Here is a 19,971-nt window from a genome sequence, read left to right on the forward strand (position 1 = left end):
ATGATGATTACAGAAATACCAAAATTCCACGAAACATTTAATCCAATTCTTGAAATATTAAAAAATGGAGAGAAAATTCATAGTCGTGAAATGCAAAGACTTGTAATTGAAAAATTTTACTCAAATCTGCCAGAAGAATTTTTAAAAGAAAAAACAAAATCCGGAGAAATATTAATCAATAACAGAATTGCGTGGGGAAAATCATATTTAAAAAAAGGTGGTTATATCAATTATCCTGAAAGAGGTTTTGTTCAAATAACAGAAAAGGGATTAAAACAAAATTCTTTACTAGATCTAAAAACTGTTGTTGGCGAGGAAGGCGAAATTAATTTTTACATTCCAGAAAACTCAAAATCAACGCACGAAATAAATATTGAAAAAATTGATAATGCTTCTCCTCAAGATTTAATAGATAAGGGATTCGAACAAATTGAATTTGAAATCAAAAATGATCTGTTAAGCAAATTGAAAGGGATCGATCCTTACTATTTTGAGAAAGTAATATTAATTCTATTAAAAAAGATGGGTTATGGTGATTTTTTTGAAACCTCAAAATCTTCTGACGGTGGAATTGATGGAATTATCAACGAAGATAAATTAGGTCTTGACAAGATTTACATGCAAGCGAAAAGATTCTCTGAAAATAAAGTGCGTGAAAAAGATATTAGAAATTTTATTGGAGCGATGAGCGGTGACACGAATAAAGGCGTATTTGTTACAACTTCTATGTTTGATTTACATGCAGTTGAAAAAGCGAAAAATGCACATCACAAAATTATTTTAATTGATGGCAACAAATTAGTTGATTTGATGTACGAATTTAATGTAGGAATTCAGATTAAGAACATTTATGAAGTCAAACAATTAGATGAAGATTTCTTTTATGAGCAATAGTTATTTTATATCTATTTCTCAACCTTAATAAAAATATTTGCGGCTAATTCACTTTCAGATTTCGATGAAGTTTTATGGTAAAAATCAATGCAGTGATCAATTAAATCTTCGTCAGTTTGGCGAACTTCAAAATTAGATTTTTCATGCCTTCATGCTGAAATTTCACTTTCGCCTTAATGTTTTGCGCATCTGTACCATCCAGAAAAATTACTTCGCCCACCCCAAAACGGTCGTGACGAACTTTGTCACCCACTTCAATATCTTGGGAAGAATTTCCGCTTGGATTAATGATCCTTGCCGTAGCAACAGGTTTTAAATTTTGAGGTATTGCAACCGGCTCATCTCGCTGAAGCGTTTTCTTCTCCTCTTTCTTTTTATAAAATCTCGGTTCGCTCGGTAGATCATCGAAAATATTGGAGGTAATTCCGGAATGATTTACAAATCTACTTTCGATCGCAGGATTTATAAATTCTAAATATTGAGCGTCGACTTCACTTAAAAATCTCGATGGTTCTGCATCAGTAATTTTTCCCCACTGAAATCTCGAAATTGCATAAGTAAAAAAAGCCTGCTTTTCAGCTCTCGTTAAAGCCACATAAAATAATCGCCTCTCTTCTTCAACTTCTTCTCTGGTTGAAGAACTCATAAAACTGGGAAATAAATTTTCTTCCAAACCAACCAAATGAACAATTGGAAACTCTAAACCTTTTGAAAGGTGAATCGTCATCAAAGAAACTTTATCGGTATCATCGTCGTTTTTATCAGTTTGAGTATCCGCAGAAAGCGCAATGTTTTCCAGAAAATTAGAAAGCGACGCATCTCCATCATCCAACTGAATCTGTTCTTCCAGAAATCCCTGCATCGAATTCATTAATTCCTGTACATTTTCTACGCGTGAAATTCCTTCCGGAGTTTGGTCATCTTTCAAAAATTTAATGAGTCCACTTCTTTTCGCAACCTCCATCGTAACGCTGTACACATTTTCGGTTTTCAACATTACCTGAAATGCTTTGATCATCGACCAAAAATCTGAAAGTTTCGTTAGAATTCCGTTATTTAAACTCATTCTCGGCGCGTAAAACCCAAGATTATCTAAAACCTGAGTGACAGAAATATTTTGAGAATCGGCAAAAACGATCAATTTATTTTGAGTGGTTTCTCCAATTCCACGAGCGGGATAATTAATGATTCTTGTTAAAGCTTCACTATCATTTTCATTCACCAAAAGTCGAAGATATGCGATCAGATCTTTCACTTCTTTCCTTTGGTAGAAGGATAATCCGCCGTAAACGCGATAGGGAATATTTTTTCTTCTTAATGCATCTTCAAAAGCTCGTGTTTGAGAGTTCGTTCGGTACAAAATAGCAAAATCGGTAAATTTTCGCTGCGCAGAATTATGCATCTCCCAAATATTTGAGGCTACGAAATTCGCTTCATCCGCATCAGAAAGGGAACGGTAGACTTTTATCTTTTCCCCTTTTTCGTTTTCACTGAACACATTTTTTTTGAACTGCTGTACGTTTTTAGAAATTACCACATTTGCTGCGTTCACAATATTTTGCGTAGAGCGGTAATTTTGTTCAAGGGAAACGGTTTTAGCGTCGGGATAATCTTTTTTAAAATTAAGAATATTCAAAATATTCGCACCCCGAAAGGAATAAATCGACTGTGCATCGTCACCGACAACACAAATGTTTTCAAATTTGGACGCCAAAGCCTTTACAATCAAATACTGCGAATGATTGGTATCCTGATACTCATCAACCAAAATATATCGGAATCTATCCTGATATTTTGCTAAAATTTCGGGAAATCTCGTTAATAATTCATTGGTTTTTAATAATAAATCATCAAAATCCATCGCACCATTTCGGAAACAAACATCAACATATTTCTGATAAATTAAACCGATCTGTTTCATGTTTGCACGCTCATCAGCTTCAATCAATTCTGGATTATTGAAGTAGGCTTTAACGGTGATCAGATTATTTTTATAGTTTGAAATTCTCGCCTGAACTTTTTTTGGCTTGTAAAGATCAGCATCTATGTTCAATTCTTTCAATACCTTTCTAATGACATTCAAAGAATCCTGAGAATCATAAATCGTAAAATTAGAAGGGAAACCAAGAAAATGCGCTTCACTTCTCAAGATCCGCGCAAAAACAGAGTGAAAAGTTCCCATCCAAAGACTTCGCGCTTCACTGTCGCCGACCACTTTCGCAATCCTGATTTTCATTTCTTTTGCCGCCTTATTTGTAAAGGTGAGCGCTAAAATATTGAAAGGATCAACCAGGTTGGTAATTAAATGAGCAATTCGCATGGTAAGGACCCGCGTTTTCCCCGAACCAGCTCCTGCAAGAACCATGAGTGGTCCTTCCAATGCGGTTACGGCTTCATATTGTGCTTCATTTAATCCTTTTAAGTAATCCATTCGTATAAAAAATTGAGTGTCAAATTTACGGAAAATTTAAAGAAAAGAACTCCAAAATAAGCATTGAGGAAAAGTAAAAAGTTTTCAAAAATAAATCTTAAAACCTAAAAGAAAAGGCATAATATTTGTAAATATTGCATTAATAATATAATAACAAAAGCACAATGTCAGAAAATATACTATCTATTGAAGATCTTAAATTTCTTGAGAATCTTCATACCAAATGTGGCTTAGAATTTTTGAGGTTTGATGAAAACGGAATTAAAACGAATGAGAATTCTAAAATTTCTAGTTTTATAGAAGATAAATCTTTCGATAATAAATCTTATCTCACAGAAATATCGAAGAAACTGCGATTTAGATTAAATTCAAACTTTCAGCTGAATTTTTCGCACGACTTTAATTTTGAAGTTGTTCGCGTATAAAACTTCAATAAAAAAGACAAACTTTTCGGTTTGTCTTTTTTTATTTATGCGGTAAGTTGATTAAGTTTATTCATCATCTCATCAATTTCGAATGGCTTTGCAATAAAAGCATTTGCTCCCGATTGCAGAGCAGTTTCTGCCAATCCTCTACTTGCAGACATGATAACCACCGGAATATCTTTTGTCTTTTCGTTCGCCTTTAATTTTTTACAGATTTCTCTACCATCTTCATCACATAACCACATATCTAAAAGAATTAGATTTGGTTTTAAATCTGCGTCTACCACCTTGAAAATTTCGGAACCGCGTAAGAAGGTATTTACTTCAAACCCTTCAAAATCTAGAATTGTTCCTAAAGAATCCAGGATTGCAACGTCATCATCGACTATGAATATTTTCTTTGAATTCATTTTTTTTACTTTTTACTATTCAACAACAGGTAATGAAAAACAAAAAGAGGATCCTTTTCCTAAAATACTGTTAACCCATATTTTACCTTTGGAACGTTCTACAATTTGAGCGGAAATAAATAATCCCAAACCTAATCCTGGGAAAGTAGTTTGTTCGTCGCCACTCACACGGTAATATTGTTCAAATACCTTGTCTTTTTTGTCTTCAGGAATACCTATTCCAAAATCTTGAACAGAAAACTGAACATCATTTTCAACACTTTCAACCCGTACGATTACATGTTCTGTATTAGGTGAATATTTGATGGCATTGGAAATAAAATTGGTAATAACCTGACTTACACGATCTCTATCTGCAAAAACCATACCTCCTTGTTCAGTATGTATTTCAATTTTAAAATCGGTTGATAATTGCTGTTCTTCAACAGTGTCTATCACTAATTTTTCAAAATCAAACTGAATTTCGTTTAAATAAATTTTTCCTGAATTAATTTTTGTAACATCTAACAAATCACCGATTAGTGAAGTTAATTTTATGATCTGCACATCCATTTTTTTTGCAAATTCTGCATTTTTTTCATCTCCGGTTTTGCGCAACATCCGTTCTAAAACTTGTGCATATAATTTCAGAGAAGTTAATGGAGTCTTCAATTCATGACTTGCAATTCCTAAAAAGGTATCTTTTTGAGCTGCGAGAATTTTAAAATCGTTAATATTGGTACTTGTTCCTATCCATTTTTTTATAGTTCTATCCTCATCAAAAACGGGAGTCGCTTTATTTAGAAACCAAATATATTCGCCTATATTAATATCGAGGAAACGCAATTCGAGTTCAAATTTACTTTTTTCTTCTTCGGCTTTTGCCCAGACTCTTTTTAATTGGACAAAATCTTCTGGACTCAGAATTTTCGAAAAATCAAAATTTGGCATTTCATCTTTTTCAATATTCAGAAACTTCAGCATGTTTTCATTAAAGTTAACAAATACTCCCTCTTTATCGGTCGTCCAAACAATTTGTGGCATTGATTCTGCCAAATCTCGGTATTCTTTTACTGCATTCTGCGCTTTTTGTCGGGACTCAACTAATTCAGTCACATTCAATCCCATATTCAAAATAGCATAAATCTCGCCGTCTGCATTGCGAAGCGGTCGGTAAGAAATACTATAATAAAATTGTTGTAAAATACCATCAACTACTAAATCAACCTTGTCTTCTGTCGCAATATAAGGTTCGCCTGTTTGAAAAATATTACGGAGAATCTGAAAAAATGGTTGACCTTCTAGCTCCGGAATTGCTTCTTCTAGCTTCTGACCAACTACAGCCCGAGTTTTACCCCAACTTTTTATCATTTGATCATTTGCGAACTCAATGTACAAATCTTCGCCTTTAAATATAGCGACAGAATAATCTGAAATTTCCATGAGTTCTTTAAAACGCAACTCACTCTCATGAAGTTTCTTTTCACCTAAAACCTGGTCTGTAACTTCTGTGGCGACTATAGAAACACCAATTATTTTATCTCCGGAATAAACAGGTGCATATATAAAATCAAAATAACGGGCACCTAAAACGCCATCTTTTTCTAATAATGCTTTAACCTTCGAGCCTTTAAACGCAACTCCTGTTTCAAAAACTTCATTTAAAATAGTCGGAAATTCCTGCGTCGCAATTTCTGGTAAAGCTTCCAGCAATGGAAGACCTATTATTTCATTTCCCTTCTGCCAAAAATCTAAAACCTGTTGATTCGCATTTTCGATCACGAGATTCTCTCCCATTAATATAGCGAGTCCGACGGGTGCTTGGCTGAATAGTGAAGTAAGTGATTCTAGAATTATTGTATTCTCCAGGATTTTTTTCATAAGTACGAAATTAAAAAAATTATGTTAAAAGGAGCTTAATTATTTTATCATTAAACCCTAAACTCTCTTCAAAAAATTCTAGAATAATCAATTTAATAAAAAAGCTTCTAATTATATTGAATTTTTATGCTTTGATGCTCGCTTTGTCATAAATATTTAAAAATAATGATTATATTTGCACTTCGAAAACTTTAAAATAAAAATGGACACAATATTTACATTATTCATGATCCTTATCATGATTGCGAGTATCTTACTCATCATTATTGTTATGGCACAAAACCCAAAAGGTGGAGGTCTTTCTGGAACTTTTGGCGGAACATCTTCTGCGCAGTTTGGCGTTCAGAGAACGAATGATTTTATGGAGAAAGCAACCTGGAGTTTAGGTGCAATCATCGTTGTTCTAATTCTGATAAGCGTTATCTTAACAGCAAAACCAAGTTCAAAACTACAACAAGCTCCAGCGAAAAAAGAAGCTCCGGCTCCTCAAACGGCACCTGGGACAAATAATACCACAACAGTTCCTATAAAAACGCCTCTCCCTGCAGGAAACTAAGAGCAACTTTTAAATAAAAAACACTGAACGGCTTAGAAATTTTCTAAGCCGTTTTTTTATGAACCTATACGAATTTCCAGTCTGAAACTAGCCAAAAGTCATCTTGTTGCTCAAAAAATAAACAAGAAATCCAGCTGTCGAGCGACATTTTTTCAAGAATTTCTAGATCAATTTTCTGAAACGGAGTTTGAAAAAAAAGATTTTCGATTGTAATTTCATCTCTATTGAGGATATGAATATTTTCTTCCGAATAAAAAGGATAATTTTTAATATCAGGATTGGTGGTCAATAATTTTTTTCCGGAAGCCAAAGCTTCGAAAGTTCGCATGGTTAAACCAAACTGAAACGGTTTATTAATATCCAGAACTGCAAATGAATTCTTATAAATCTCAGCAATTTCTAAATGCGTTAATTTTTTAAAACTCAATTTTTTAAAGTCAAAATGTTTTAGAGTTTTATCAAAAATTTTCTTTAATGCAAATGCAGTTTTTCCGGGAGCGTAATAATAAAAATAGGATTTCAAGTTTAATTTTCCAATCAGTTCCCTTACTATTTCACCAATTAAATATCGATCTGTATGAGCACTTCCGACAAAAGCAATATCATATTTTCGTGCTCCAGATTGTTCTATAAAACTATATTCTTTCAAAAAAAAGAGCGGTCGAAAATGAAGATCATAATTGATGGCGTCTTTTGGTTCGAAAGTGAAATTTAAATCAAAGTAAGAATATAATTTAATAAATTTTGGATATTCTACTGTGCTGTCATAGGAATAGAATATCATTTTTGCAGTTGGATTTCTTTCTCTAAATTTTTCCAAAAAAAGAAAAGGAATTGTTTCTCCTTTAATTAAAAGAAAAAAATCATATTTTTTAGACGCTATTTCCTTGAAAATCCTTTGGTAATATCGGTTAATTACTCTTCGATAAAGATCACTTTTGACCCGAATTATACCTTTAGAAAAAATAGAATTTGAAGGTCTTTCGTTGTAAAAATCAACTTCTGCTCCTAATTCCGTGAGTTTTTTGACAATCGCTTTTTCGTAACCAAAAAAATTGGCAGATAAAAATAATATTCTTTTGCCAGCTAAATTCATGATTTCAAAAAGCCTTTTTGCTTCATTTCCTCCAGAGATTCATCGAAATTATTGTCTTGAAGTGGTTGTTGTAAAACCCAATTAGTAAATGCTTCAATTCCCTGCTTTAAATTTACTTTTGGTTCGAAATTTAAATATTCTTTCATTTTGGAAAGATCTGCAAAATTATGTCGGATATCTCCTAGTCGAAAATCCGCGGAAACTTTGACTTCAGTTTCTTTTCCATATTTTTCCACCAAAAGCGCAGCAATAGACAAAACAGAAGTAGCAGTTCCGGTTCCCACATTGATAATTTGGTTATTCGCACTTTCCATTTCCAAACTTCGAACCGTCGCTTCTACCGTATCTTCAATGTTGATAAAATCTCTTGTAGGCAATCCGTCTTCAAAAATATTAATGTTTTTTCCACTTAAAATTTGAGCAGAGAATATTGATAAAATTCCAGTATAAGGATTCAAAAGTGATTGTCCAACTCCGTAAACGTTCTGGTAACGCAGAATTACAAAATCAATTCCAATCGATTTGCAGACATGTTTTACAATTTCTTCCTGCTGAAGTTTGGTAATTCCGTAGAACGAGGTTGGGTGAAGTTTTGAATTTTCATCGGTCGGAAGTGGTTTAAGAAAATTCCCTTTTTCATTGGTCATTTCAAAAATTCCCTTCTGCATTAATTCAACATTTCGCTCTTCGGGATAAGCAATTTCTGAAAGTATATTTTCATATTTTCCTTCGCCATAAACTGCTCGGGAAGAAGCTAATATAAATTTCTTAACTACATTTTTTTTGTTCACCAAAATATCCAGAAGCAAAGCAGTGCCGGAAACATTGACTTGGCTGTACTTTTCGATTTGATACATGGATTGTCCTGTTCCAGTTTCAGCAGCTAAATGAATAATTACATCTTGACCTTCGATCGATTTTTCTACATCAATTCGATTTGTGATATTGCCTTTTATGAAATTTACTTTCCCTGTAATACTTAAAAATAAAGATGAATTTTCCTCAGGATTTTTACCATGAATCTGTTCCGAAAGAAGATCTAAAACGGTCACAGAATATCCTTTATGAATTAGTTTCAAAGCTAGATTGCTTCCGATAAAACCGGCTCCTCCTGTGATTAATATATTTTTCAATTTTGCTCCGTTATTTTTTCCCAAATTTGGGTTTCTGAATTAAACTTTTTTATAATCTTTGCAGGCGAACCCACAATAACACAATAATCCGGGAAGGTTCCTCGCACAACAGAATTCGCACCAACAACACACTGTTTACCTAAAATTGTTCCTGCCATAATTGCTGCTCCCATTCCAATAAAACAGTTTTCGCCAATTCGGGTTTCTTTCACTGTAATTTTTTGTTTTAGAACATGAACGCCAACTTCTGTGTAATCGTGGTCGATATTGGTGATAAAAACATTACCTAAAATAAGCGAATTTTTTCCTATCGTCAAATTCCCCGCTGAAGTAATGTGAACATTTTGAGAGATCACGACATTATCTTGAATATGAATCGTTCCTCCATCTTGAGTTTCCATGCGAAGATGCGGAAGAATCCGAACTTTATTACCAATAAATACATTGCGAATTCCCTTTAAAAAAATAGGTTTTCCCAGATAAGAAGGCATCCCAAATTTGCCAAAAAATGGCGCGTATAAAAGTGCTCTTAATCCCCAAAACATTTTTTCGATCATAATTTTGCTCTTAAAGGCCGTACTGCATATTTCAGTTTTGAAATTACAAAATAAAACAGATATTCTGGGAGATTAATTCTTTTTGCTTGATACATTTCCAGGATATTTTTCTGAATTCCTTTTTCCATTTCTTTTAAATTAGCGGAAAGACCTGAAATTCCGAAGGGTTTTTTACCATCTCCTGCAATTACTAATTTCTCTGCTAAAAGGCACATTTTATTTTTCTCAGAAATTCTCATCCAGTAATTTGCATCCTCCGAATATTTCTGATTATCATCAAAAAAGCCTGTGTTTTCTAAAATTTTCCTTTTAAAAATTGCTGTTGAAGTTTGTCCGGTAATTTTAAATAACAACTTTTTTAAAGTAATTTTAACAAGTTTATTTTGTGGGAGGAGTTTGTAAGGAAACAATATATTTTCGTCGTTCCATAAGGAAGTAATAAAATCGATATCTAAATTTTTATCTTCCAAAAAACTTATTTGCTTTTCTGTTTTCTCAGGAAACCACTCATCATCAGAATCTAAAAACGCAATATATTCGCCTTTTGCAATTTTCAAAGCTATATTTCTCGCTTTCGAAACACCGCCATTTTCCTGATTAATTAGAATAATATTTTGGTCAGGATTTTTTTTTTGGTAATTTTCAATGATACTTTTACTTCCATCAGTAGAACCATCATTCACTAAAATAATTTCAAAAACTCCTTTCCAAGTTTGATTTTTTATGGAAATTAAAGAATTTTCGATGCTCTTTTCGGCATTATAAACTGGAATTATTACAGAAATCACGCTTTTTGAATCTTTATATTTTTAACCAATTGCTAAAATAAGAAATTCCTTTTAAATTTAATCCTTTTCATTATAAGGCAATCTGTTCTGAATTGAGCGACCGAGAGAAATTTCATCCGCGTATTCCAATTCATCACCAACTGAAATTCCACGTGCAATTGTGGAAAAATTAACTTCAAAATTTTTGAATTTTCGATAGATATAATAAGCGGTGGTATCGCCCTCCATTGTAGCACTGAGAGCGAAAATAAGTTCTTTAATTTCTTTATTTTCCAATTTTCTTTCGATAGATGAAATATTTAACTGATTGGGACCAATTCCTTCCATAGGTGAAATCTTACCACCTAAAACCAAATATTTCCCACGAAATTTTCCTGTATTTTCAATTGCCATCACATCTCGAACATCTTCTACGACACACAAAATCTCTTCATTCCTTTTCGGATTTGCACAAATATCGCAAATTTCTGAATCTGAAAAATTGTGGCAGTCTTTGCAATATTTAATTTCGGTAACCAATTTTTTTAAAGAATCACCTAAAGCAATTGCTTGACTTTGAGGCTGCTTCAATAAATGCAAAGCCAACCTCAATGCTGATTTTTTACCAATTCCGGGAAGTCCTGAAATTTCTTCTACTGCTTTGCCCAAAACTTTACTCGGATAATCCATTTCGCAAAGATAATATTTTAGGGTCAATTTATAAATTTGGTTAACCGTTAATCTAAAAATTTCCTCAAAAGAAATTCACTAAAAAAAATTACCTTTGAAAAAACTAAAAAAATGATACTTAAAAACCTCAATTATCCACTCGATTTTAAATTTAAAATAACCACTCTTTCCAGCGATTTTAATATTACCGACAAAAACGGAAATTATGTCGCGTACGTGAGACAGAAAATTTTCAAACTGAAAGATGATGTTATCATTTTTAATGATGAAAGCAAATCACAGGAATTGTTTCGGATCAAAGCCAATCAGTGGATCGATTTCAATGCTTCTTTTTCCATGACCGATTTAGTGAATGGAAAAAACTTTGGAAGACTCGCCAGAAAAGGAATGCGCTCTTTCTGGAAATCACAATACAATATTTTAGATGAAAACGATCAGTTGAAATATCAAATTAATGAAGACAATGGCTGGATAAAAGTTTTGGACGGTTTTGTTGGAGAAATTCCTATTGTGGGAATGTTTACAGGATATTTTCTGAATCCTTCTTACACAGTAAAAGACAATTCTGGAAAAGAATTTTTCAGATTAAAGAAAATGCCTTCATTGATAGGAAGAAGATTTCAACTCGACCGACTAATCGACATTCCAGATGAAGACGAATCCTTGGTTGTTTTGAGTTTTTTGATGATGGTGCTGTTAGAAAGAGCCAGAGGTTAGCATGGATGATGAATGATGAATGATGGATGATGTAAATGTTAAAAAATATTTTCTTACTTCCAAAATAAGGCTGTTAAATACTATTAAAATTAATAATTTACGCTTTTGAATTTTTCGAGAGCGTTTTTTTATTTGTAAATTTGAAATAAATATATCAAAAAATGGAATTATCACAATTGGAACCTCAACTGATCTGGAAGAATTTCTCCGCATTGAATTCAGTTCCAAGACCTTCAAAAAAAGAAGAAAAAGTAATTGAATTTATTAAAAAATTTGGTGAAAATCTCGGATTGGAAACGACCGTAGATGAAGTCGGAAATGTCATCATCAAAAAACCTGCAACCAAAGGAATGGAAGATCGAAAAGCCATCGTTTTGCAATCGCACCTCGATATGGTTTGTCAGAAAAACAGTGATATTGAATTTGATTTTGAAACGCAGGGAATTCAAATGGAAGTTGACGGCGATTGGGTAAAAGCAAAAGGCACTACTTTGGGAGCAGACAACGGAATTGGTGTTGCTTCGATTATGAGTATTTTAGAAAGTAATGATCTTGCACATCCAGATCTGGAAGCACTTTTCACCATCGATGAAGAAACCGGCATGACGGGAGCAATGGGTTTAAAACCAGGCCAACTTCACGGACAAATACTATTAAATTTAGATACAGAAGAGGACGATGAAATCGATATCGGTTGCGCAGGAGGAATTGATGTGACGGCTTCTCAAAAATATGATCTCGAAGATTCTAAAGGTCAAATTGTTAAAATTACTGTAAAAGGTTTACAAGGTGGCCATTCTGGAATGGATATTCACAAAGGTTTCGGAAATGCAAATGTAATTCTAGGGAGACTTTTGTATACCGGACTTTACAACCAAAATATTCAGCTGATCTCAATTGATGGAGGTGGTTTGAGAAATGCGATTCCGAGAGAAGGAAACGCAGTTTTATCTGTGAGAAATTCAGTAGAATTTATTGATGGAGCAAACAGTTTGAAAGCTTCAATTCTGGAAGAATTTGCTGATATTGAAAAAGATCTTCAAATAAATATAGAAACTTTTTCAACACCTGAAAAAGCAATCTCTGAAGCAGATTCTAAAAAAATAATTTTAGCCTTGAAGTCAGCGCACAACGGTGTTTATAGAATGTCACCCGATGTCGCAGATTTGGTTGAAACTTCAAATAATGTTGCACGCGTAGAATTAAAAAATGGTGAGCTGAAGATTATGAATCTTTCCCGTTCGTCTGTAGATTCTACAAAATCTGCAGTTGCAGAACAGCTAAAATCTGTTTTTGAATTAGCAGGAATGAACGTAGAATTCACCGGATCTTATCCAGGCTGGAAACCGAAACCAGGTTCAGAGATCGTGAAATTAATGGAGAAGATCTACGAAAAAGATTTCGGTGAAAAACCAATGGTTGTAGCTTGTCACGCGGGTTTAGAATGTGGAATTATCGGAGCAAATTATCCTGAAATGGAAATGGTGAGTTTCGGTCCTACAATTCGTGGCGCCCATTCACCTGATGAAAGAGCAAATATTGCTTCCGTTCAGAAATTCTGGGGATTTTTGAAAGAGATTTTAGCAGATATTCCCGTGAAGTAAAATTTAAATAGGAAAAATAAAATATCCAAAAAGCAAAATTGTTTTTTGGATATTTTTTTAATAGTAACTATTAAGAATTATAAAATTTCGAATACGCTTATTTAGCAATTTTCTTTTTATCTTTTTTCTTTGATGATGCTGTGAATAAAAAGCCGAGTCCAACTCCCAGAACCATCATCATCACTGTTTGGGTTCTTTTTGAAGGAACGGGAATTGCCAGTTCACCATAAATTCTCATGGGAGATTCTGACGGATATTTTACATTTCCATCGGTATCGGATTCTGCATTTTTTTTCATGACCAACCTCATCGCAGCTGAAGCCGTGTTGATAATTGCTCTTGGAAATAATCCGTATAAAACTTTCATCACTTGCGCGTAACCATCGGTAATCACACTTTTCTTTGGATTTTTTGCTGCTTCAACCATTTGCGCTGCCAATTCTCGTGGATCTGAAGAAAAAGGTAGGATTTTAAAATCAAGTCCAGAATATTTTGCGGAATGCATATTTCCCGTTGAACGCTGAATTCCTGGATACAATCCTACGATATGGATATTCGGTTCATCGGAAACTTCACCCTGCAATCCTTCTACCATTCCTCTGATTCCAAATTTTGTACTCGAATAAACGGTGGAATAAGGAGCAGGCATCCAACCGCCGATAGAAACATTGTTGATTAAAACACCTTCTTTCTGTCTCTTAAAAATCGGCAGCACTGCGTAAGAACCATGAAGATAACCCAGTAGATTTGTTTTCACAACCTGATCTAAAGTCTCTTCCGGAATATCTTCAAATTTTCCACTTGCCATGACTCCGGCATTATTGACCCAGAAATCAATTCTTCCATTAAACTGTAAAGCTCTTTCTGCAAGGTTTTTCACTTCTTCCATATTCGAAACATCAGTTTGTACACCCAACGCAACTGCGCCTAAATCATGGCAAAGTGAAACCGTTTCATCAAGTCCTTTTTGTCCTCGAGCGCCTATCACGACATTGCAACCTTCCAAAGCAAAAGCTTCAGCAGCCGCTCTTCCTACTCCGCTTGTTCCGCCCGTAATGACGACTGTTTTTCCGGAGAGTACTTTAAATGTTCTTTCTTGTTGCTGTATTTTATCCATTTTATTTATTTTGATTCTTCTATATGCTATCAATTATTATGCAATTCGCTTTAAAGCAGGATTTTATTTAGAAACTTTATTGGGTTAAAGGATTTTATCACTAAATCTGATCTCATTTAAAAAAATATTCTAATTTAAAGAATAGAAATTTACCGTCTTTTACAATTCGAAAAAATTTAAACTTAAAAACAATGGTTTCAAATCATAATGATAGCGATCTTCTCAAATATTAAAAGAGCGTTTCGAATCTAATATGAATCGACATGAAGATATGAAATGGGAAGAAATTCTAATTAAATTAGAAAAAAATCCTGAAAAGTTAGAATCATTAAGACAAATGGAAGAGAGTGGCGGTGAAGCAGATGTGATCAAATTTGATGAAAAACCGGGAGAATATCACTTCTATGATTGCGCTGTGGAAACTCCAAAAAGAAAATAAATCAAAGAATAATGCTGTCGAATCTGCAAAATCAATGGAAATAGAAATTGTGACAGAAGAGGAATATCGTTATCTACAAACGCTCGGAAACTTTGATACGAAAACTTCGAGTTGGCTAAAAACACCAGAAAATATCAGAAAATTAGGAGGTGCTATTTTCGCAGATTTTCGCTTTGATACCATTTTCATTTATCACAATGGTGCCGAATCATATTACCGAGGAAGAGGTTTCCGCGGAGTTTTAAAAGTTTAATTTTTCAAACTTCAAGTCCCAAAAAAAAATCCTGAAAAATTCAGGATTTATATTTTTTATTTATAATATTTGCTCAATTGGCTCTTTTATCTTCTTACTTAGCTCTTAAAATTTAAGGATACGGCGCAACCACAACTTCCAGACCATCGATTTCTTTGGTAATATGAATCTGGCAACCTAAACGAGAATTTTTTTCAACATGAAAAGCTTCAGAAAGCATTGCATCTTCTTCGTCGCCCATTTCCTGTAATTTTTCAGAACCTTCTACAACATAAACCTGACAGGAAGCGCACATCGCCATACCACCACAAACGCCGATCGTTCCTTCCTCCGCCAATTCATAGGATCGAATAACTTCCATCAAATTCATCGACATATCAGTCGGCGCCATGATTTCATGCGTATCTCCGTTCCGGTCGGTAATTTTTAGTTTAATATCCTGCATTGCTTATATTCTAGGCTCTTTTTAAATTTTACTTAAGTATAAAAAAATTAATCAATCTTTTTAACGACTGATTTTTCAGCTTCTTTTCGGCTCCCGTCGAAACCATCAACGCCACTTACCGTTGTATATTTCAGGACATACTTTTTTCCCGGATTCAACATATTATAAACACTTTGACACATCAAAGTTGCTTCGTGGAAACCGCATAAAATCAGTTTCAGTTTTCCCGGATAAGTATTGATATCACCGATCGCGTAAACCCCCGGAATATTTGTTTGGTAATCCAGAGCATTGTTCACCACGATTGCATTTTTTTGAATTTCGAGACCCCAATTTGCCAGATCACCCAATTTTGGAGTAAGTCCAAAAAGCGGAATAAAATAATCGGTTTCCAGATCAAAAGTTTCGCCATCTTTTTCGATGGTAATGGCGGATAATTTTCCCTCGCCTTTAATTCCTGTTACTTCAGCGGGCGTCATCATCTTAATTTTTCCCTGATCTTTTAAAGCCTGAACTTTTTCAACAGAATCTAAAGCGCCACGAAATTCATTTCTTCGGTGAATCAAAGTAACTTCACTTGCAATTTCTGCAAGAAAAATGCTCCAGTCCAAGGCAGAATCGCCACCACCGGCAATCACTACTTTTTTATTTCTAAAATGCTCCGGCTCTTTGATGAAATATTCAACGCCTTTTTCTTCGTAATCTGCAATATTTTCAATCGCTGGTTTTCTTGGCTCAAAAGTTCCTAAACCACCTGCAATTGCGACTGCTTTTGCATGATGAACCGTTCCTTTATTGGTGATCACTTCAAAAGTTCCGTCTTCCAGCTTAGTCAAAGTTTGGGCGGTTTCACCTAAGGTAAAACCTGGCTGAAACTGCTTAATTTGTTCCATTAAGTTATTCACCAATTCTCCCGCATTGATGGAAGGAAAACCTGGAATATCGAAAATAGGTTTTTTAGGATACAATTCGGTCAGTTGTCCACCAGTTTGAGGAAGTGCGTCGATCAAGTGGCATTTCATTTTGAGTAAACCTGCTTCAAAAACTGCAAAAAGTCCCGTTGGTCCGGCTCCTATTATCAATATATCCGTTGTAATCATTCGATGATTTTATTTAGAAAATTAGTTGCACAAATTTAAGAAAAATAAAAGAACGGCGGATTGCATAATACTGACAAATATCATTTTAAATCCCATTGAATTCAATGTTTTATATTTGTGGCAAAATTTTTGCAAAGTCAATGCCATGAAAAAGATTTTTAGTTTATTTATCGTACTGTTTTTCGTCTTGGGACACTCTCAAAAACTCAACAACATTCAATCCGGCGAAGTTTTAAATTATAGAATTCATTATGGGTTTCTAAATGCAGGAACTGCCTCCTTGACCACGTTGAAAACTACCTATCAGGGAAAACCTCACTTTTACGTTAAAGGCTACGGAAGAACAACCGGTGCGGTTCGCGCTTTCTTTAAAGTAGAAGACAACTACGAAAGTTTCATCAATTATAATACAGGATTACCAAGTTTTTATGTTCGTAATGTGCAGGAAGGCGGTTATACGCAGCATTTTGAAACGGTTTTTAACCACGATAATAATACGCTGATCTTAACCGATAAAGAGAAAAACAATTCCAGAGTTATAAAAACGGTAAAAGATGTTCAGGATATGATCTCGGCTTTTTATTATTTAAGAGGTTTGAGTCCGGATGAATTAAAAGTTGGAAGTGTAAAGAAACTGAATGTGTGGATCGATGACGAACTCTTCCCTTTCCAGTTAAAAGTGGTTGGATCAGAAAATGTTACTACAAAATTTGGAACGATCAATTGTTTAAAAATTGTACCGCAAGTAATTAGCGGTCGTGTTTTTAAAGATAAAGAAGGCGTTACGCTTTGGGTGAGCAACGATAGAAATCTAATTCCAATTGCTGTGAAAGCAGAGTTGGCTGTTGGTTCTTTAAAAGCCAGTTTAGACTCTTACAAAAACGTAAAATATCCGCTGAACTTTTAAATAAAATTTCAACAATCATTATATAAATCGGCTTCGGTCGATTTTTTTTATTTTGATGTAACAAAGTGTGCTAAATAGTTGTCTTATTTCTAAGAAAACAAATAACTTCATGAAATCCCGATTATTAGCGACCTTAACCCTCTTCATTTACGGACTGCATTTCTCGCAAAAAATTGAGAAAGACTCTATCGTTCGTAAAACTGTTACCGCTCAAAAGATCACAACGCCTCCAAAAATAGATGGGATTTTAGATGAAGAAGTTTGGAAAAATGCAGCACCTGCTAAAAACTTTGTAGAATTACAACCACAAAATGGTAAAGCGGAATCACCTGAATTTAGAACGGAAGTAAAAATATTGTACGACGATACCGGAGTTTATTTTGGTGCAAAAATGTACGATCCGGAACCTGACAAAATCGCAAAAGAATTGGTGGAGCGCGATAATGTCGGAAATGATGATTTTTTTGATGTTGTCTTAAACGGTTATAATGATAAACAGCAAAGTTTAGAATTTATGGTCTTGCCAAATGGCGTTCAGTTTGATGCAAAAATGACCAACGATTATGGCGAAGATTCCAACTGGAGTGCAGTTTGGTACAGCGCAGCAAAAATCGACAACGAAGGCTGGACCGTGGAAATGAAAATTCCCTATTCAGAATTACGTTTTCCGAAAAAAGATATTCAGGAATGGGGACTTAATTTTGTGAGAATAATCAGAAGAACTAAAATAAAAACGACGTGGAATTTCATCGATAACAAAAAAGGTTCTTTTAATCTGTACGACGGAGTTTTAAAAGGAATTGAAAATATAAAACCTCCGACTAGACTTTCCTTCCTACCTTATTTTTCTACTTACATCAATAATTTCGACAGCAAAACAACAACCAGTATAAATGGTGGAATGGACGTTAAGTACGGTATTAACGATGCTTTTACTTTGGACACGACTTTAATTCCAGATTTTGGTCAAACTGCTTTTGATGATAATATTTTAAATTTAGGACCCTTCGAACAGCAGTTTTCAGAGAAGCGCTCCTTTTTTACAGAAGGCACAGAATTATTCAGCAAAGGCAACTTATTTTATTCACGCCGAGTTGGAGATTATCCTTCCAGAGAACCTAACATCGGAGAAAATGAATCTTTGGTAGGAACCATTCAGAAAGTAAAATTACTAAACGCCACCAAAATTTCCGGACGAACCAATAAAGGTTTGGGAATCGGCTTCTTCAACGGCGTTACGAAGAAAACTGACGTAGAAATTAAAAATGATATTACAGGACAAACCCGTTTTGAAACCATCGAACCTTTAGCAAATTATAATGTTTTGGTTTTTGATCAGCGATTTAATGGAAATTCTTCAGTCTCTTTGATCAACACGAATGTAACCAGAGCCGGAAATTTTAGAGATGCAAATGCAACTGCGTTACTGGCAGATCTGACCGATAAGAAAAACAAATACAATCTCTATGGAGGTTTCCGCGGCAGTTATGTGAAAGATGGCACTGGTAATTTTGGCACCAACATTAATGGCGGAGTCAAAAAAATATTCGGAAAAAGCAATTATGAAATAGGTTTCGAAGCGATCACGAAAAATTATAACATCGATGATCTGGGCTACACCGGTGAAACAAATAAAATTCATTACAACGCAAATTACCACTATGGCCTTTTGCAACCTACCAAAAATTTCAATAATATTAATCTGAATATAAATTTAGATTACGCAAGAAGATTAGATACGGATTTATTTAAAAATTTTAAAGTTAATTTAAACTTTAATTTTCAAGATAAAAAGTTCCGAAACTACGGTGGTGGTTTAGAAATTACTCCAAATGGACAAAACGACTTGTATGAACCACGTGTTTTCGGAAAATATTTAGCCATTCCTTCTTATGTAAATCCATGGATTAATTTCAATTCGGACAACCGTAAAAAATTTACTTATAATTTGAGTTTAGATTATTACGCTTTTGATCAGACTGGAAGAAATCAATTTGATAATGAAATTGCACTAAAATACCGGGTTTCCGACCATTATTCTGTGAGTTACGCTGTAACTTATAATATCAGTAACCAGGACCAAGGTTTTGCAGGAAAAGATGCCACCAATATCTACATCGGAAATCGAAATCGAAATACCGTGATCAATGAGATCGGTTCTCAGTACACGATCAACAATAAAATGGCACTTAGTTTTAATTTGAGACATTATTACACGGAAGTGAATTACAAAAGTTTCGGAACTTTACAAGATGACGGAAGTGTTTCACCAACCAATAATTTTTCAAAAAGCAACCAAACTTACAATTCCTGGAATGTTGATCTGCGCTATTCGTGGTGGTTTGCGCCCGGAAGTCAGTTGACGCTACTCTATCAAAATGCCGCGCAAAACTATCTGAACTATTCAAAAATTAATTTCAAAAATAATTTCAGTAATCTGTTTGATGAGCCGATGAACAATACGGTCAGTTTAAAAGTTACTTATTACATCGATTATAACCAGGCGAAAAACTGGTTCAAGAAGAAGAGCTAAATTCCTCAGTTATTAATAAAAAAAAGCTTCCGTAATA

The 19,971-nt window shown here is 34.2% G+C and carries 18 protein-coding genes and 1 pseudogene; 8 read left to right on the forward strand and 11 right to left on the reverse strand.

Annotated elements, in window-relative coordinates; genetic code table 11:
* On the forward strand, nt 1-894 hold the full coding sequence (locus OA86_RS13680) for a restriction endonuclease (protein WP_246008067.1): 894 nt from the start codon (nt 1-3) through the stop codon (nt 892-894).
* A 100-nt stretch (nt 895-994) separates the two neighbouring features.
* Here OA86_RS13680 and OA86_RS13685 read toward each other — a convergent pair whose 3' ends face one another.
* Nucleotides 995-3,325 carry an ATP-dependent helicase gene (locus OA86_RS13685; RefSeq protein WP_039354397.1) on the reverse strand — a complete coding sequence of 777 codons (2,331 nt, stop codon included), beginning with the start codon at nt 3,323-3,325 and terminating at the stop codon, nt 995-997.
* A gap of 164 nt (nt 3,326-3,489) precedes the next feature.
* Between OA86_RS13685 and OA86_RS13690 the strand changes: the two genes are divergently transcribed.
* The gene (locus tag OA86_RS13690; RefSeq protein ID WP_039354398.1) at nt 3,490-3,750 is read left to right on the forward strand and encodes a hypothetical protein; all 261 of its coding nucleotides are present in this window, start codon (nt 3,490-3,492) and stop codon (nt 3,748-3,750) included.
* Nucleotides 3,751-3,794: 44 nt separating this feature from the next.
* Here the strand turns inward: OA86_RS13690 and OA86_RS13695 are convergent, their stop codons facing one another.
* Together OA86_RS13695 and OA86_RS15425 are read right to left on the reverse strand one after the other, a co-directional pair.
* Nucleotides 3,795-4,160, reverse strand: coding sequence for a response regulator transcription factor (locus OA86_RS13695; RefSeq protein WP_039354399.1), 366 nt, complete (start codon nt 4,158-4,160; stop codon nt 3,795-3,797).
* Nucleotides 4,161-4,175: 15 nt separating this feature from the next.
* Nucleotides 4,176-6,020, reverse strand: coding sequence for a PAS domain-containing sensor histidine kinase (locus tag OA86_RS15425; RefSeq protein ID WP_052257536.1), 1,845 nt, complete (start codon nt 6,018-6,020; stop codon nt 4,176-4,178).
* A gap of 202 nt (nt 6,021-6,222) precedes the next feature.
* On the opposite strand from OA86_RS15425, the gene secG reads away from it, so the two are divergent.
* Complete coding sequence (secG, locus tag OA86_RS13705) at nt 6,223-6,576, forward strand: preprotein translocase subunit SecG (RefSeq protein WP_039354400.1); 354 nt, start codon at nt 6,223-6,225, stop codon at nt 6,574-6,576.
* A 64-nt stretch (nt 6,577-6,640) separates the two neighbouring features.
* On the opposite strand, the gene OA86_RS13710 is transcribed toward secG, so the two are convergent.
* The 5 genes from OA86_RS13710 to recR are packed head-to-tail and all read right to left on the reverse strand — an operon-like array spanning nt 6,641 to nt 10,819.
* Nucleotides 6,641-7,672, reverse strand: coding sequence for a WaaS/CpsH family glycosyltransferase (locus OA86_RS13710; RefSeq protein ID WP_039354401.1), 1,032 nt, complete (start codon nt 7,670-7,672; stop codon nt 6,641-6,643).
* Nucleotides 7,669-8,805: an NAD-dependent epimerase/dehydratase family protein gene (locus OA86_RS13715; protein WP_039354458.1), complete on the reverse strand. Its 1,137-nt coding sequence runs from the start codon at nt 8,803-8,805 to the stop codon at nt 7,669-7,671. The genes OA86_RS13710 and OA86_RS13715 overlap by 4 nt, the downstream gene beginning before the upstream one ends.
* Entirely contained in the window at nt 8,802-9,362 is a 561-nt protein-coding gene (locus tag OA86_RS13720; protein ID WP_039354402.1) for an acyltransferase, read from the reverse strand. The genes OA86_RS13715 and OA86_RS13720 overlap by 4 nt, the downstream gene beginning before the upstream one ends.
* The gene (locus tag OA86_RS13725; protein ID WP_039354403.1) at nt 9,359-10,150 is read right to left on the reverse strand and encodes a glycosyltransferase family 2 protein; all 792 of its coding nucleotides are present in this window, start codon (nt 10,148-10,150) and stop codon (nt 9,359-9,361) included. The genes OA86_RS13720 and OA86_RS13725 overlap by 4 nt, the downstream gene beginning before the upstream one ends.
* 57 nt (nt 10,151-10,207) lie before the next feature.
* A complete protein-coding gene (gene recR / locus OA86_RS13730; protein ID WP_039354404.1) occupies nt 10,208-10,819 on the reverse strand; it encodes a recombination mediator RecR in 612 nt (203 codons plus the stop codon).
* A gap of 111 nt (nt 10,820-10,930) precedes the next feature.
* On the opposite strand from recR, the gene OA86_RS13735 reads away from it, so the two are divergent.
* Nucleotides 10,931-11,536 carry an LURP-one-related/scramblase family protein gene (locus tag OA86_RS13735; RefSeq protein WP_039354405.1) on the forward strand — a complete coding sequence of 202 codons (606 nt, stop codon included), beginning with the start codon at nt 10,931-10,933 and terminating at the stop codon, nt 11,534-11,536.
* Between the two features lie 161 nt (nt 11,537-11,697).
* Nucleotides 11,698-13,140 carry an aminoacyl-histidine dipeptidase gene (locus tag OA86_RS13740; protein WP_039354406.1) on the forward strand — a complete coding sequence of 481 codons (1,443 nt, stop codon included), beginning with the start codon at nt 11,698-11,700 and terminating at the stop codon, nt 13,138-13,140.
* Between the two features lie 97 nt (nt 13,141-13,237).
* Here the strand turns inward: OA86_RS13740 and OA86_RS13745 are convergent, their stop codons facing one another.
* Nucleotides 13,238-14,257 carry an SDR family NAD(P)-dependent oxidoreductase gene (locus tag OA86_RS13745; RefSeq protein WP_052257537.1) on the reverse strand — a complete coding sequence of 340 codons (1,020 nt, stop codon included), beginning with the start codon at nt 14,255-14,257 and terminating at the stop codon, nt 13,238-13,240.
* Nucleotides 14,258-14,510: 253 nt separating this feature from the next.
* Here OA86_RS13745 and OA86_RS13750 point away from each other — a divergent pair.
* Nucleotides 14,511-14,949: pseudogene (locus tag OA86_RS13750) on the forward strand (DUF4256 domain-containing protein).
* A 112-nt stretch (nt 14,950-15,061) separates the two neighbouring features.
* On the opposite strand, the gene OA86_RS13755 reads toward OA86_RS13750, so the two are convergent.
* A complete protein-coding gene (locus OA86_RS13755; RefSeq protein ID WP_039354408.1) occupies nt 15,062-15,394 on the reverse strand; it encodes a 2Fe-2S iron-sulfur cluster-binding protein in 333 nt (110 codons plus the stop codon).
* 47 nt (nt 15,395-15,441) lie between these two features.
* Nucleotides 15,442-16,494 carry an NAD(P)/FAD-dependent oxidoreductase gene (locus tag OA86_RS13760; protein ID WP_039354410.1) on the reverse strand — a complete coding sequence of 351 codons (1,053 nt, stop codon included), beginning with the start codon at nt 16,492-16,494 and terminating at the stop codon, nt 15,442-15,444.
* A gap of 145 nt (nt 16,495-16,639) precedes the next feature.
* Between OA86_RS13760 and OA86_RS13765 the strand changes: the two genes are divergently transcribed.
* Together OA86_RS13765 and OA86_RS13770 are read left to right on the forward strand one after the other, a co-directional pair.
* Nucleotides 16,640-17,401: a DUF3108 domain-containing protein gene (locus tag OA86_RS13765; RefSeq protein WP_039354411.1), complete on the forward strand. Its 762-nt coding sequence runs from the start codon at nt 16,640-16,642 to the stop codon at nt 17,399-17,401.
* 109 nt (nt 17,402-17,510) lie between these two features.
* On the forward strand, nt 17,511-19,934 hold the full coding sequence (locus OA86_RS13770; protein ID WP_039354413.1) for a DUF5916 domain-containing protein: 2,424 nt from the start codon (nt 17,511-17,513) through the stop codon (nt 19,932-19,934).
* The last annotated feature ends 37 nt before the right edge of the window (nt 19,935-19,971 follow it).

It is taken from the genome of Kaistella jeonii, from assembly GCF_000812865.1.
GTDB classification, from domain to species: domain Bacteria; phylum Bacteroidota; class Bacteroidia; order Flavobacteriales; family Weeksellaceae; genus Kaistella; species Kaistella jeonii.